The 15,438-nt window shown below is 46.1% G+C and carries 13 protein-coding genes; 1 reads left to right on the top strand and 12 read right to left on the bottom strand.

The window, feature by feature from the left end:
- From topA to BMW94_RS00405, 5 genes are all read right to left on the bottom strand, one after another.
- A complete protein-coding gene (gene topA, locus BMW94_RS00425) occupies window positions 1–2,091 on the bottom strand; it encodes a type I DNA topoisomerase (RefSeq protein WP_064639074.1) in 2,091 nt (696 codons plus the stop codon).
- 119 nt (window positions 2,092–2,210) lie between these two features.
- Entirely contained in the window at window positions 2,211–3,341 is a 1,131-nt protein-coding gene (gene dprA / locus BMW94_RS00420; RefSeq protein WP_090993474.1) for a DNA-processing protein DprA, read from the bottom strand.
- 247 nt (window positions 3,342–3,588) lie between these two features.
- The gene (gene sucD / locus BMW94_RS00415) at window positions 3,589–4,518 is read right to left on the bottom strand and encodes a succinate--CoA ligase subunit alpha (RefSeq protein WP_024630202.1); all 930 of its coding nucleotides are present in this window, start codon (window positions 4,516–4,518) and stop codon (window positions 3,589–3,591) included.
- Window positions 4,519–4,597: 79 nt separating this feature from the next.
- Entirely contained in the window at window positions 4,598–5,758 is a 1,161-nt protein-coding gene (gene sucC / locus BMW94_RS00410; RefSeq protein WP_053783785.1) for an ADP-forming succinate--CoA ligase subunit beta, read from the bottom strand.
- 248 nt (window positions 5,759–6,006) lie between these two features.
- Complete coding sequence (locus tag BMW94_RS00405) at window positions 6,007–6,462, bottom strand: MarR family winged helix-turn-helix transcriptional regulator (RefSeq protein ID WP_090993472.1); 456 nt, start codon at window positions 6,460–6,462, stop codon at window positions 6,007–6,009.
- Window positions 6,463–6,988: 526 nt separating this feature from the next.
- Between BMW94_RS00405 and BMW94_RS00400 the strand changes: the two genes are divergently transcribed.
- On the top strand, window positions 6,989–8,593 hold the full coding sequence (locus BMW94_RS00400) for a YifB family Mg chelatase-like AAA ATPase (RefSeq protein ID WP_090993470.1): 1,605 nt from the start codon (window positions 6,989–6,991) through the stop codon (window positions 8,591–8,593).
- Between the two features lie 222 nt (window positions 8,594–8,815).
- Here BMW94_RS00400 and BMW94_RS00395 read toward each other — a convergent pair whose 3' ends face one another.
- From BMW94_RS00395 to BMW94_RS00370, 7 genes are all read right to left on the bottom strand, one after another.
- On the bottom strand, window positions 8,816–9,367 hold the full coding sequence (locus BMW94_RS00395) for a nitroreductase family protein (RefSeq protein ID WP_090993466.1): 552 nt from the start codon (window positions 9,365–9,367) through the stop codon (window positions 8,816–8,818).
- 268 nt (window positions 9,368–9,635) lie between these two features.
- Window positions 9,636–10,847 (bottom strand): carboxypeptidase-like regulatory domain-containing protein, encoded by a 1,212-nt coding sequence (locus BMW94_RS00390; RefSeq protein WP_090993464.1) that lies wholly within the window; start codon window positions 10,845–10,847, stop codon window positions 9,636–9,638.
- A 67-nt stretch (window positions 10,848–10,914) separates the two neighbouring features.
- Entirely contained in the window at window positions 10,915–11,076 is a 162-nt protein-coding gene (locus tag BMW94_RS30065) for a paeninodin family lasso peptide (protein ID WP_139209280.1), read from the bottom strand.
- Window positions 11,077–11,572: 496 nt separating this feature from the next.
- On the bottom strand, window positions 11,573–11,971 hold the full coding sequence (locus BMW94_RS00385; protein WP_090993462.1) for a YraN family protein: 399 nt from the start codon (window positions 11,969–11,971) through the stop codon (window positions 11,573–11,575).
- Window positions 11,965–12,273 (bottom strand): EscU/YscU/HrcU family type III secretion system export apparatus switch protein, encoded by a 309-nt coding sequence (locus BMW94_RS00380; protein WP_090993460.1) that lies wholly within the window; start codon window positions 12,271–12,273, stop codon window positions 11,965–11,967. Before BMW94_RS00380 ends, BMW94_RS00385 begins: the two co-directional genes overlap by 7 nt.
- Complete coding sequence (locus BMW94_RS00375) at window positions 12,270–14,315, bottom strand: hypothetical protein (protein WP_090993458.1); 2,046 nt, start codon at window positions 14,313–14,315, stop codon at window positions 12,270–12,272. The genes BMW94_RS00380 and BMW94_RS00375 overlap by 4 nt, the downstream gene beginning before the upstream one ends.
- Before the next feature lie 30 nt (window positions 14,316–14,345).
- Window positions 14,346–15,041, bottom strand: coding sequence for a ribonuclease HII (locus tag BMW94_RS00370; protein WP_090994206.1), 696 nt, complete (start codon window positions 15,039–15,041; stop codon window positions 14,346–14,348).
- Window positions 15,042–15,438 lie beyond the last annotated feature (397 nt).

The following is a 15,438-nucleotide window of genomic DNA, read 5'->3' as shown; positions in this document are numbered from 1 at the left end:
TCAATCTTCTTCCGGTTCCTCTACCGGTTCTTGATGATCACATGAAGTACACTGTAATCGTGTTCCCTGTTTGTTCCGTTTCTCAATCATTAGTGATCCACAACTTGGACATGGTTTCGCTGACGGTCTATCCCATGATACAAAATCACATTCAGGATACTTGTCGCAACCATAGAAAATCCGTCCCTTTTTACTGCGGCGCTCAACAACATGCCCTTCCTTACACTTCGGACAGGTTACACCAATATCCTTGATGATCGGTTTGGTATTCCGGCAATCAGGAAATCCGGAACATGCGAGAAACTTGCCGAAACGGCCCAGCTTATAAACGAGCGGTTTGCCGCACTTCTCACATATTTCATCCGATACTTCATCTTCAATCTCGATTTCTTTCATTTCTTCTTCTGCAAACTCCAGCCGTTTTTCAAAAGATTCGTAGAATTCTGCGAGTACTTTGACCCAATCCTCGGACCCTTCCTCCACATGGTCAAGATCACCTTCCATGTTGGCCGTGAACTCCACATTCAGGATTTCTGGGAAAAACTCCTCCATCTGTTCGATGACCAGTTCGCCCAATTCCGTTGGCATGAATTTCTTCTCTTCAATGGCAACATATCCGCGCTTCTGAATGGTCTCCAGTGTTGGCGCATATGTACTCGGACGCCCTATGCCCAGTTCCTCAAGCGTTTTAACTAACCTTGCTTCCGTATAACGTGGCGGCGGCTGTGTAAAGTGCTGTTTCGGCTCGATTTCCCGATTCTCCAGCACATCTCCATTTTTCAGCGGAGGCAGCAGACGATCTTCTTCTGTTGTACCGTCATCATTACCTTCTACATATACCTTCATGAATCCTTGGAAACGAACCTTTGAACCCGCTGCCCGGAAAATTGTATCTCCTGCAGCAATGTCCACGGAGAGTGTATCCAGAACGGCAGATGACATCTGGCTTGCTATAAAACGTTCCCAAACCAGTTTGTACAACCGGAATTGATCACGACTCATAAACGATTTAATGGAATCCGGATCACGCAAAATTGACGTTGGACGAATCGCTTCATGCGCGTCTTGAGCATTAGCTGCTTTTTTGGAATAGTTTCTAGGCGTCTCTGGTGCAAACGGCTCACCGTACTTGCCAATAATGTATTCCTTGGCTTCTTCCTGAGCCGATGCTGCAATTCGGGTAGAGTCGGTACGCATATACGTAATGAGACCGACTGTGCCTTCTTTTCCGAGGTCTACGCCTTCATACAGCTGTTGGGCGACAGACATCGTTTTGGAGGCTCTGAAATTCAATTTACGTGCCGCTTCCTGCTGCAAGGAACTCGTTGTAAACGGAGCAGAAGGGTTACGGCTGCGTTCCTTCTCTTTAACTTCTTTGACTGTAAAAGAAGCGCCCTCGATCTGTTTTAAAATGGCCTGTACTTCTGCCTCACTACCAAGTTCGGTTTTGGTACCGTTCAACTGATGGAACTTGGCTTCAAACGGATTTCCGTCCGCTGTCAGTTTGGCAGTAATGCTCCAGTACTCTTCCGGTTCAAAATCATTAATTTCATTTTCACGATCCAAAATGATTTTGACGGCCACGGACTGTACGCGGCCAGCGGACAATCCTTTTTTGACTTTCTTCCATAATAACGGACTAATTTTATATCCTACAAGCCGATCCAGAATACGTCTGGCCTGCTGTGCGTTAACCAGATCCATATTAATCTTGCGCGGCGTTTTGAACGCATCTTTGACAGCCTGTTTTGTAATTTCATTAAATACGACTCGGCAATCCGCAGTTTCGTCCAGTTCAAGTGCATGGGCCAAATGCCAAGCAATAGCCTCACCTTCGCGATCCGGGTCAGCTGCGAGATACACTTTTTTCACTTTCTTTCGTGCATCCTTCAGTTCTTTCAAAATTGAACCTTTGCCGCGGATCGTAATATATTTCGGATTAAAATCGTTCTCTACCTCAACGCCGATCTGACTCTTTGGCAAATCGCGTACATGTCCCATCGAAGCTTTTACGATGAACTTGCTGCCTAAATATTTGCCGATCGTCTTCGCCTTTGAGGGCGACTCTACGATTACGAGTGCATCCGCCATAGGTTCATCCTCCTCTCAGTCATAAAACTGCTGCTTGTTTTGATGATTCATACTTCATTAGCAGCAGGACTAACTTCCGCTAATAATCTATTTTCACATGCTGCCTTATCGCAGCATCGTCATACCCTCGCGTATTTGGTTCCAGGTAATTGGCTAATCTGCTTTTTTATGATTAAAGATAACAGAACTGAATGCAAATGTCCAAAATCCCAGTTGAGCTGTTCCACAAGTTGATCCAGTGATTGCTCTTCCTGCTCTAGCAGATAAATAACACGTTGTTCATCTGAAGAAAGTTTTACGACAGGGAATATTCCTTGATTGGAAGTTTCACTGCTTTCCGCCGAACGTCCTCTATTGTAAGGAAGTTGCTCCGCATTTGGCAAGTCCAATTGAAACTCTTCCAATAAATCTGTGGCACAGGTCACCAATTTTGCCCCCTGACGAATCAGATTGTGCGAGCCTCGGCTTTTGGGAGATGTAATGGGACCTGGGACTGCAAACACGTCTCTTCCCGCTTCGAGTGCAGCATCTGCTGTAATGAGTGATCCACTTCGGATATCAGCCTCAACGACTAGCGTACCGAGGGTTAACCCTGCAATGATCCGATTACGTTCCGGGAATAATCCCTGACGGGCACGTGTACCTGGGGGATATTCTGACAAAAGCAGCCCCGTTTCGGCAATTCGTTCGGCAAGACTTGTATTTTCGGGAGGATAGATGTTGTCAATTCCTGTTCCAAATACCGCAATAGTTTTGCCATTTGCACGCAAAGCCGCATCGTGACATACACTATCTATTCCTCTGGCAAGCCCGCTTACAATGGTCAGTCCAGCCTTGCATAATTGCTCCGCCAGCTTCTCACCAATTTTACGTCCATATACAGTGGGCATACGGGTTCCTACCATTGCAATGGATTGAGAATGCAGCAGATTCAGGTCTCCGCGACCGTACATTACCCAGGGTGGCTGAACGGTTTCCTTCATTAATATGGGGTAATCCTGATCCAGATAGGTAACGACCTCAATTCCCTGTTTATAAACACTCTCTTGTCTCTGCTCAATCCAGTCGGCATTGAATTGCTTAGTTAAACGCGTAGACTGATCCTTGCGTAAACCTGCGGCGATCCAATCTCCTTCTTTATATTTCAGAAGATCCGTCAGTTGATGTTGTCCTGATAGCAGTTTCGAGATTGTTTTCTTACCAATACCATCCGTTTCATGCAGTCCAATCAAAATCCATCTCTCTTCCATAATCAGAAACCTCCCATAACGGGAAGAAAATCTTCCCTCATATTGTGTGATAAGTGACAACGGATTGCAAGCGTTTACTCTTACAGGCAGACAACAGCGCCCTTTTACACCCCGTAAAAAAACGCAAAAAAGCAACCCTTCGCCCTGTTCAGGACAAAAGGTTGCTTACCTTTTCCGCATTATCAATAGTCGGCTCACCAGAAAAATAAATTTCCTGCACCGTTTCTTCTATTATAACGGAAAAGAATTAATGTGTCGTGCACAAATTCAGAATTCCGCGTTCTTCAAGTACGCTCACAAGAGTCGAGCCCATTTCAGCTGGCGTCGGAGCAACTTTGATTCCGCAAGATTCCAGTTTCGCAATTTTTTCTTTGGCTGTACCTTTACCACCAGAGATAATAGCACCCGCATGACCCATACGTTTGCCTGGAGGCGCCGTAACCCCACCGATAAAGCCAACTACCGGTTTGGTCATGTTATCGCGTACCCACTCTGCAGCATCTTCTTCAGCCGTACCACCGATTTCACCAATCATGATAACAGCATGTGTCTGTGGATCTTCATTGAACCGTTTCAGGATATCAATGAACTCGGAGCCTTTAACCGGGTCACCACCGATTCCCACCGCAGAAGATTGTCCAATTCCACGTGCAGACAATTGATGAACAGCTTCATACGTGAGTGTTCCACTACGGGAAACCACGCCAACGTGACCAGGCATATGAATATAACCCGGCATGATGCCGATTTTGCATTCACCTGGGGTAATAACGCCCGGACAGTTTGGTCCGATCAGAACGGTATCTTTGCCTTCCATGAAACGGTCAACCTTGACCATATCTAGTACCGGGATACCTTCGGTAATGCAGATCACGAGATCCAGCTCTGCGTCAACAGCTTCCATGATGGAATCCGCTGCAAATGCCGGAGGAACGTAGATGACGCTCGCTGTTGCGCCAGTAGCTTCCTTCGCTTCCTGTACTGTATTAAACACCGGCAGACTGACTACTTTGCCATCTTCCAGCGTAATATCAACATTGGTTCCGCCTTTACCCGGTGTAACGCCACCTACCATCTGGGTTCCGTAGTCCAATGCGCCCTTCGTGTGGAACATTCCCGTTGAACCCGTAATGCCTTGAGTAATGACTTTTGTATTTTTATCGATCAAAATACTCACGTTGCTTCACATCCTTACGGTTATTTTTCAAGTCCCGGACAGCTCCGGAACTAAGGCAGCAATTTGCCCAGGAATGAACTTATTTTACGAGGGCAACAATTTTCTGTGCACCATCAGCCATGGAATCAGCAGGAACGATATTCAGGCCGGATTCACCCAAAATACGTTTGCCAAGCTCCACGTTAGTTCCTTCAAGACGAACAACCAGCGGTTTAGTCAGACCCAGCTGCTTCGCTGCTTCAACAACACCATTGGCAATAACATCACAACGCATAATGCCGCCAAAAATGTTAACGAAGATACCCGCCACTTTGGCGTCAGACAAAATGATCTTGAAAGCTTCGGTCACTTTCTCTGTTGTAGCACCGCCCCCAACATCGAGGAAGTTGGCCGGGTCGCCGCCATAGTATTTGATGATATCCATCGTCGCCATCGCAAGTCCCGCACCATTGACCATACAGCCGATGTTGCCATCAAGTGCTATGTAGCTCAGGTCGTATTTGGAAGCTTCGATTTCTTTTTCGTCTTCTTCATCCAGATCACGCAGTTCCAGAATGTCTTTGTGACGGAACAAGGCGTTGGAATCAAAATTCAATTTTGCATCCAGCGCGATAACGTTTCCATCTCCGGTAACAACGAGTGGATTAATCTCAGCGATGGAGCAATCTTTTTCGACAAATGCTTTGTACAACGCAAGCATAAACTTAACTGCTTTGTTCACCAATTCATTAGGAATACGAATGCTGTAGGCCAGTTTACGTGCCTGGAACACTTGCAATCCAATTGCAGGGTCAATAATTTCTTTGAAAATTTTCTCAGGTGTAGCTTCAGCTACTTCTTCGATCTCTGTACCGCCTTCTTCGGAAGCCATCATTACGACGCGGCCTGTGGCACGGTCCACAACAACACCCACATAATACTCTTTGCGGATATCGCATCCTTCTTCAATCAGAAGACGCTTCACTTCTTTACCTTCAGGTCCAGTCTGGTGTGTTACCAATACTTTTCCCAAAATTTCGGATGCGTAAGCACGAACTTCGTCGATACTTTTCGCTACTTTCACGCCGCCGGCTTTCCCCCGGCCACCTGCATGAATTTGCGCTTTGACTACAGTCACCGGACTGCCCAGTGCCTCTGCGGCCGCAACCGCTTCATCGACTGTATAAGCAACCTTTCCGTTTGGAACGGTGACTCCATACTGTTTCAGTACTTCTTTTCCTTGATATTCATGGATATTCATTCTCAAATCCTCCTATCAACATGACTGCAACAAGGCGGGTTGGTAGACTAACAAAAGACAAATGTTGACTATTTTCACTTAAACCCAATTCATTGTAACATGTTTTTAAAACGCTTTCCTTAAAAAAGTAATGGTTAATAGACAGTATTTTGATATGGGTATGATCCCATATTGTGAATGCTTGGATATTAATGGAAAAAACCTTAGCTAATAAGCCAAGGTTTTTCATAGTAATACAACGATGCAGTTTATTTTCTGGCTTCTTTAGTGTTGGTCTGATGGACTTTCTCCAGAAGCCCCTTGAACTGTCCCAGTAAAGATTCAAATTCTGAACTGTTCAGACATGCATCTTCCTGGATCGCTTCAGGTATAGACAAGGCTTTATGGCGAAGTTCCCGCCCGGCGTCTGTAAGTGTAATCAATACTTTTCGTTCATCCTGAGCTGAACGTTCGCGATGAATAAGTCCTGCTGACTGCAAACGTTTCAGAAGAGGTGTCAATGTTCCTGAATCGAGGTAAAGCGCCTCTCCGATTTCCTTAACCGTACATTCTTCACGTTCCCACAATACCATCAAGACCAAGTATTGAGAATAGGTTACACCAAGCACCTCAAGGTAGGGCTGGTACATCTTCGTAATTTCACGTGAACAAGCGTATATGGCAAAGCATAATTGGTTATCCAGCTTCAAACTTTCATTCTGCATAGATCTGTCTCACCTACCTATTGTGCATTCTATATAACTTAATAATAGAGGCTTACAACTGTTATATCCGCTATAATTCGGCGAATTATATGGAGCCCTTGATCTATCTTATCATAAATTAGAAAAAAAACAGAATAATTGAGCACAAATGATTTTACTTTTCAATTTAATAGCTTTAAATTTAATTGTACAAAATATAATTTGAGGCATATACGATCGAAATCATATGACAACGTAACAAAAAACTCTTGATATGTTGAAACAGCTCAACCAGCATCTACATCCTTTTTCACAACAGCGCGATATTGAATCAGAACTGAACATTCTATACTTCTGCGAGAAACTTCATGCGGAAACTGTAAACAATCCAGGAGTCAGGGATAGATACACATCAGCTATGACGATGACGGGTTGACGCCCTGATTGCTTTTATATAAAATGCTTGTTAGAAGCTGAGGAAGCACCTTAATTCGTAGACTGGCCCGTATTATGCGCGCCAAAGACGAAGTGAGGTGTTTCTTTTATTATGTACGGTAAACTGCATAGTGCCTGTTTATATGGAATTGACAGCGTTTTAATAGAGGTGGAAACAGATTTGTCGAATGGTCTACCCCAGACGTCTATTATCGGATTGCCGGATTCGGCTATTCGTGAAGCGGTTGAACGTGTTCGTGCCGCTATAAAAAACTGTGGTTACCAGTATCCGTTGCAGCGGATTACAATTAATCTAGCCCCCGCTGATCTGCGCAAGGAAGGATCTTCTTTTGATCTTGCCATTGCTATTGGTTTACTTACGACAAGTGGTCAGCTAGTACTTCCTGTGCAGGAACGGACATTGGTGGTGGGTGAGCTGGCATTGGACGGTTCAGTGAGATCAGTACCTGGCATTTTGTCCATGGTAGATTTGGCGAAACGTCAAGGCTTTACCTCTGTTATTCTGCCCTCCGATAATCTGGAAGAGGCTTCGCTGATTCGGGGTATTCGGGTATATGGCATTCGTCATTTGCAAGATATCGTTCCAGAACAGGAAACGAATTCGAAGAACAAGAAAGGACTGCTACAGAATCCCAGGCCTGTTGTTTTAAAAGATTACACCCATCTCTCTGCTCTACATCCCAATTACGGTGATATGAAGCACCGTGAGGGTCCAATGGGATCTCCGTCGTTGGACGATGATTATAGTGATGTTTTGGGACAGCATCATGTGAAGCGTGCACTCATGATTGCCGCAGCAGGCATGCACAATATTTTACTCGTCGGACCACCAGGAACAGGGAAAACCATGTTAATCAAACGGCTGCCTACGATTCTCCCGCCGTTGTCTGAAGACGAAGCGCTGGAAGTAACCAAAGTGTTAAGTGCTGCTGGTAAGCTTAAAGATACCTCGAATGGTCTCATTGCAGACAGACCCTTTCGCTCTCCACACCATACGATCTCCACTTCAGGTCTAATTGGAGGCGGCGGCATCCCCAAACCGGGTGAAGTAAGTCTTGCTCACCGGGGGATATTGTTTCTGGATGAGCTGCCCGAGTTTCAGCGGCAAGTCCTAGAAGTGTTGAGACAACCATTGGAGGATCGTAAAGTCACCATTAGCCGGGCGAGAGCCGCGTTCACATTTCCAGCACAATTTATGCTCGCCTGTTCTATGAATCCCTGTCCTTGCGGATATCTCTCTGCCCAATCGGAGGATCAACGCTGTATATGCAGTCCTGCTCGTGTTGCCGCCTACCGTGCCAAAATCTCGGGGCCGCTGCTAGATCGCATCGACCTTCAGGTCGAAGTTCCTCCCCCGAGCGAGTGGCGCAAGGCTGGCGCTTCTCCATCATCTGCGGAAATGCAGGGCAAAGTCATTCATGCTCATCATATTCAGGCCGCACGATATGCTAATAGTTCAGTTCGTTGGAATAGCCAGCTCTCAGGAACCCTTCTGCGTCGAACAATCCGTTTGCCTGAAGAAGCAGACCAACTGCTCCAGCAGACACTGCAAGCACTGAACCTGAGCATGCGTGCACATGATCGGATTATTAAGATGGCCCAGACGATCGCAGACTTGGACCATGAAGGCGTCATTTTGACAGCTCATGTGGCTGAGGCGATTCAGTATCGTCAACTGGATTTGAATTTGTTTTAAGCGAGGATCATCAAGGAAATAAAGGCTATAAGGTGAAATACGTGCCTTTGCCATTCAGCATCATAAAAGGTTCAAGCGAGATATCTGTAGATTTCAAACTTAAGGTTATATAAATTAACAAGTCAAATACCCCTGCAAGTATATCTCCTCTCTAATAGAGGGGTACTTGCAGAGGCTTTGCATAGAGCATCCCGTTCGAATGTATAGCGAACAAGATATCAATTATTCAAATATGGTCAGCTTGTCTTTGGCTGGTGTACGTTCTTTGGCAGAAGGAATAACATCTGGATACCCCATATAAACCATGCCGATAATTTTTTCCCCAGCCTGAATGCCAAGGGACTTACGGAATTTGGGTCCGTACAAGAAAGGCTTGGTTACCCAGAACGTACCAATGTCTTCACTCCATGCCGCGAGCAGGAAGTTCTGTACCAACGCACTCACTGCTGCAAAATCTTCATCCCAGATATTCTGGCGCGGATCTTCTTCCATAACGACAAGCATAACGGCAGGAACCTGCTTGATATTGGCAGAGAACTTGTTATCCTCCCCCATCTCGGCATCAATAGCGTCTGCCAGCTTGTTCAGTCCATTTCCGCTAAACAATAAAAACCGCCACGGCTCACGCAATTTATGATTGGGTGCCCATACGGCTGTGTCCAATAAATCAATAATCTGCTGTGTGGGAACCGCTTCTTTCTTAAACTTTTTGACGGTACGACGATTTTGAATGGCTTCTCTTACAACGTTACCCGTTAGGGTAGATTTACTCATGACCATGCCTCCCAGATTATAAAAAATTATCCGTGACCGCAGTTCGAGCCTGCGATGTGAATCGACTCATTTATGAAAAATCAAACGGTGCAGCAAAACTGGATTACCCTCTTGATTATACACTGATCGGTTCATTGGATTCAAAGGAATGCGGATAACATTATTTCATTCTTGTTATTTCGGATGCAAAAAGGCGACTTCGACTCTTCCCCCGCGGAGAGATTCTTAGAGTCAACGTCGCCTTTCTTCATTATAAATAGCTATTTAATCAATAAGGGTACGATCCTGCTCCTTCATACTTCCCATTCACAAAATCCATTTTGTTTATTTTTTCCTGGTTGCCGGCGACATCCGTGCTGAAATACTCCACTGTTTTGACATCAGGGGCATAAATTTTTATTGGTCCGGTAAACGTGATCCATTCACCCCCATTGATTCTGTACTGGGTCATTTTCAAGCCAGATCCGTCAACTTCGTCCGTTGCCTTTAACTTGAAATTAAATCCATTAATATATTGTTTTCCGTTGGATACCACTGTTAAAGGAACTAAAGCATATTTGGTTACAGGCGGGGTTTTGTCTACATTACTCTTGAGAATAAAATCAAATGTATTGTTAGGTCCTTTGACCAAAGTTACCCTAATTGTTTGCTTGATATAACCATCCGCTTCAACAGAGATTGTGCTTGATTCCGGTCGCAGTCGATTTATGGAATACTTGCCTTGTTTGTCTGTTTTCGTCTTGAAATTATCAAGAGATACGGTGGCCCCTGCAACCGGCCTCCCTTGTTCATCTTTGACCAATCCACTAACGTCCGCCGCATCTTGCAGTACTATGTTCAATTTCGTTGTACTCCCAGTACCTACTGATAAATATCTTGTGTAAAACACATAGCCTTTTGCATCAACCTGTATCGTAATTTCATTGTAGGCATAATTGTCTATTCCTGAAATCGCATAGTTGCCCTCCCTGTCTGTCTTTACAGATTGGCTGACTGTTGTTGCTTTAATGACAGCACCTACAACAGGTTTTCCTGATTGATCAGTAACTTTGCCTACAATGGTGGCTGGCTCGAAGATTACTAAATTTACTACTTCTGTTCCCCCCGGATTCAAGTTAATATAACTAAAATTCTTTCCTGAATCCAAGTATCCCTTGGCTAGCGCTTTAATGGAAAAATCCGTGCTTTCACTTATCACTGTTTCAAACCTAAAATCTCCTTTAGAATCGGTTTTCACTATTTGTTTTTGTTCCCCACCCGTTTCCCGCGTAATATGTACGTTCACATCTTTTACTGGAAAACCATCGTTATCAGTAATTTTCCCAATAATATACGCAGTTTGAGCGGGACGATTCCCCATTTCCCTAACAGAAGCGTCTTTGGAAGCTGCATATGTCGTTTCAGAATGCAGCAGACCAAGCACCCCAGAAAATAATAAAAATACACTTAAACGAACCATCCATTTCCATTGACTACTCATGATAATCGTTCACCTCATCCAAATATAGTAGAAAATATGATTGACAATATGAAATTCTTATATCTATCTAACTGACTAGCATTTCGAGCTTCCAAAATTCCCCGCCCCATACATATTGCCAAATCCCCTCGCCACCGTTCATGGTTTCACTAATATCGAGCACTTCCATTCGAGGAGTCTCCCACGCCTGTTTTTCTTTCTTTTCTGCAGCAGATTGAATTTCTTTCATAGTTCACACCTCTTTTTTATATTTTCTTTTCTTATTTTATTATAAATGATACATTTTGTATCTATTTATTTTAAGTGCTCCATTCTCTTTTGTCGTCTAGCAACAAGTTAGAACACATAGCGAAGCTTTATTGTTTATGGAATTAGAATGAACTCCGGAATGGACATATATGGCAAGGAGAATGAGTGCACTTTATAACAAGCAACTCAGTAGCGTAGACTGGATTGAAACACATCGTTTGAGCTCTTATATAGAGAATTATTAATGAGATGTAGTCCATTAACGATCGGAAAAGGAAATATTAACAACGAGGATAATTTCAATTACTCACTTTTAGATACAAATTGTATCACCATTACTGCATGTGAAGCAGTTATGTTCTTAATTTCTTTTTTCCTATAACCAGCCCCAAAAAAATAACCCACAGGAGAGTCACTTTTTCAAGTGTCTTTCCTGTGGGTTAACACATCAGAAGAATCCCTTATATAGTAGGGACTCAAAATGCATTAATAAGATGATCAATCGAGACGGTTTCGCCTGCTTTATCCAGCATGACTGCGATCACATCAAAACGAATTTGATGATCTGTCTCTCCCGTCATTTGCAAATATACAGATGCAGTTGCACGTACCTGCTTCATTTTACGGATATCTACCGACTCCTGGGGTGTACCATACTGCACAGTTCCGCTTCTACTGCGGACTTCAATAAAAACAATCATACCTTCATGGGAAGCAACGATATCGATCTCTCCGCTTCGACAGCGCCAATTTTTACGGAGAATCCGATAACTATGCTCCCGGAGCCAGTCGCAAGCAGCTTCTTCACCCAAACGTCCTTTTTGCTGACGTGTCAATTTGGAAGCTGGCTCCTGTTCTGATCTGCGCTCTACCATGATTCTTCTTCCTCTTGTCCTGAAGCCAGACGGTCAGCACGATAAATGTAGGTCAACACTTCGGCCACCAGTTGATACAGTTCCGACGGGATCTGTTCATCCAAATCCAGTTTGGAAAGCACTTCGACAAGCGCAGCATCCTCCTGAACAGGCACACCATTTTCCTTGGCTTTATCCAGAATGGCTTCTGCCACTTTGCCACGACCTTTGGCTACGACCACTGGTGCTTCGCTCTCACCAGGTACATATTTTAAAGCAACGGCCTTTTTGGACATCAGGTCCGGTTGCGAATCCTCTTTCATACCCGCATGTCCACTCCTTTGTATCGTTCAGGACTGTAGTCCGAGGCAGTCATTTTCCGTTCGGCACCCGGTTCCTGGCCAACAGGCCAGGGTTCCGCCTTGAAAGTCAGCAACTGATAACCCAGCTTGTCCAGTGCCTTATGGATCTCATCGCGCCCACTTTCCAGGAGCGATCCCATTCCTTCGCCGTCATTAAGTACACGCAGACTGACGATATTATTAACAACATGCACATCCACCAGTGTTGGACCAAGACTTTTCATATCCAGATCAAACCAAAGGCGGCAGTTGGATGCATCCAATTCACCGCGTTGCCCACGGCGTGATTGAATCTGAACGGAAGCCGTCTCTTCTCCGTCAGGTCCGGTAATGGGAATAAACCAGTGCATCTGGGCAAAGGTAGCACTGCGATCTGTTGTCAGCAATAACTGCTGACCTGTCAGAAATTGCACAGCCTGTCCGGCGGCATCCTTGAGCGCCGCCGGTGCCCCATCGCTGCTGGCAAGCTGCAGCAGCAAGCCCTTCAGCGTGTCCGCGGTTCCCGGACTCGCCACATCCCCCACACGCGCCTGCGCAGCCGCGCCGTGCACTGCCTGCTGCTCGTGCTCCGCACCGAGCAGCTTCAACACACGTCCCACCCACGGGTCCCCCTCGTGGGTGACGGGCGCCGCCGCAGCTCCCGCAGGTGCTGCGGCACTACCGCCAGCCGGCAGCGCATCCGCGCCGGCTGGCAAAGGCTGCGGCACGCCTCCGGCAGCCGCAGCCGCTTGGCCGCCCTGCGATGCAGGGGCGGCCTGTGTCGCCGCACCAGGCTGTGCCGGTGCGGCTGTGGACGCGCTGCGCAGCGCGTCCAGCAGCGCCAGCAGCTTGGGCGCCAGCTGCGCTGCCGATGGATCTGCTGGCGCCGCCTGCCCTGCTGCAGAAGCGACGGGCCCCGCAGCAGCAGGCGTTTCACCGCGGCCGTCGGTTCGCCCGGCCGCGCCCCCCTCAGGCTGGCCTGCGATCACCCGGCCAGCCGCAACATCCACTGCCGCCCCCGGCATGCCCGGGCGGCTCCCAGCAACGCCTGCGTCAGCTGCACGCGGGCTTTCACCAGGTATTCCGGTTCCTGCCGGAATACCTGTACCCACCTTGCCAGCAGTTTCAACATGGCTGGCCCCACTCTTAAGCCCAGCATTCTCTGCATTGGCTACACCAGTCTGCCCATTGCCTTTAACCGCACCGCCAGCAGTATCCCTCGATCCATCAACCATTGGAGCATCATTAGCAGCTGCCCCTGGCACAAGTTGCCCGGATAAACCAGTTGAGCCTCCTACCTGACGGTTACCGCCTGATGCAGTTAAAGCCTCTCCAGTCTGCTCTCCAACCAACGGAACAGGCAATCCAGCCATGATGGCTGGTTTCACAGAAGTCGCCTGTTCTCCGGTAGATGCCGGTTTACCCGCAGTTTGGGTCAGCATGGACTCCAGCTGTTCAGCCAAACCCTTCAACAACTGATGTAGTGGCGGACCAAATACAGCTTGATGCAGACCCTTTACCGTTTCCACTGTAACCGGAAGACCACGCTGAAAAGCAATCCCTGTCGCCTGAACCCATTCTTCAACAGGCACCTGTGCAGGTTTGGCTGTCATCATATTTTGAACCATGGCTACATTATCCTTTGATAAAGGTAATCCACTTCGCTGCATAGCTAACAGCAGTTCCCGATTCCCCTTGGTATCCGGCAAACCTACCTCCTGAAGCAAATTGTTCAAAGACGCCTGTGGCAGTTCCGCCAATGTACCCGTCAGTGGTTTCATTACCGTTACACCATTTTCACCTGGAGGCTGGACCTGAAGCAAAGTTGTTTCACCTGGCCGAAGCGGAGTTTCCAGTTTTGCACGCACCTGTATACCCTGAATCTGAAGAACCGCATCTGCTCCATCTTCGGATACACTAACCACAGAACCCCGTACAATCTGACCTTCCTTTAACTCCAGTGGCTTGGCATTTCCCGGTTTACTATCTCCCAGCAGCCCACGAATCACGGAACTTATATTCATAACTTCACCCTCCCTCCGTGTATGGTTTAATTAAAATAAAGTATGCTGTTCTCCGAGCAGATTGCCGAGAAAACTGCGACGATGCATGGGTGTAGCACCAAGAGCCATAATTTGTTCACGATGAAATTTCGTTGCATATCCCTTATGTATCGATAACCCGTATTCCGGATATAACGTATCCCAATCCTCCTTGCAAAGCCGATCCCGGGTAACCTTCGCAATAATGGATGCTGCCGCAATGGACTGACTGTTGGCATCGCCTTTAATAATGGACAACTGCGGTATATTCACATCCACCTTTTCTGCATCCACCAAAAGGTAGTCCGGCACACCCTCAAGCGCTCCTACCGCACGTTTCATGGCAAGCCTTGCAGCCTGCTTAATATTCAGTTGATCAATCGTTTCCGCATCTGCATAACCGATCCCCACTGACAACGCCTTTTCCATAATAATGTCATATAATGCGTCACGCTTTTTCTCCGTTAATTTCTTGGAATCATTAACCCCTTCCAGAATCAGATCACGAGGTAAAATAACGGCTGCCGCTACTACATCTCCAAATAAACAACCACGTCCCACTTCATCAATGCCGGCAATACGTTCAAATCCGCTTTCCCAATATTCACGCTCATAGATCAGCAAATCTTTGGGCTCCACCAATTCTTTTTTCTTCTTTTTCGGTTCAACCAGGGCATCCAGTTGCGTCAATTCAGTTAACTCATTCATTTCCTTCATTACGGTGTCATCTCCTCTGCCCACTCTTGCTTCAACACATCACTTTTATATCATTTTGGTATATAGACGTAGATTCCCAATTTTTGTTCTATCAGATCCTATTGAATAAGAAATAAACTTCTGTGGAGCATATATAATCATACGATGGTGAGTTATTCTTTTATCGGTATCTGATGGCTTAAATTGAAGATATTCAGGATTGAGCAGGCTAAATCTTCACCACTCATCATAGCATGATTTAAGAGACCCAGATATACGTACAATACAATCCCATAAAGTGCAATTTTCTAGAATCACCTTCCAGATCAATCAAGGTTCCTCTATTTTAAATTCCAGTATGACAAAAAGCGACCGCTCCCGGTGATCCGGTAACGGCCGCTTCTTTCGG

Origin of the sequence: Paenibacillus sp. OK003 (genome assembly GCF_900109515.1) — a bacterium.
Classification (GTDB): domain Bacteria; phylum Bacillota; class Bacilli; order Paenibacillales; family Paenibacillaceae; genus Paenibacillus; species Paenibacillus marchantiae.
This window is presented reverse-complemented; position numbering and strand designations above follow the sequence as displayed.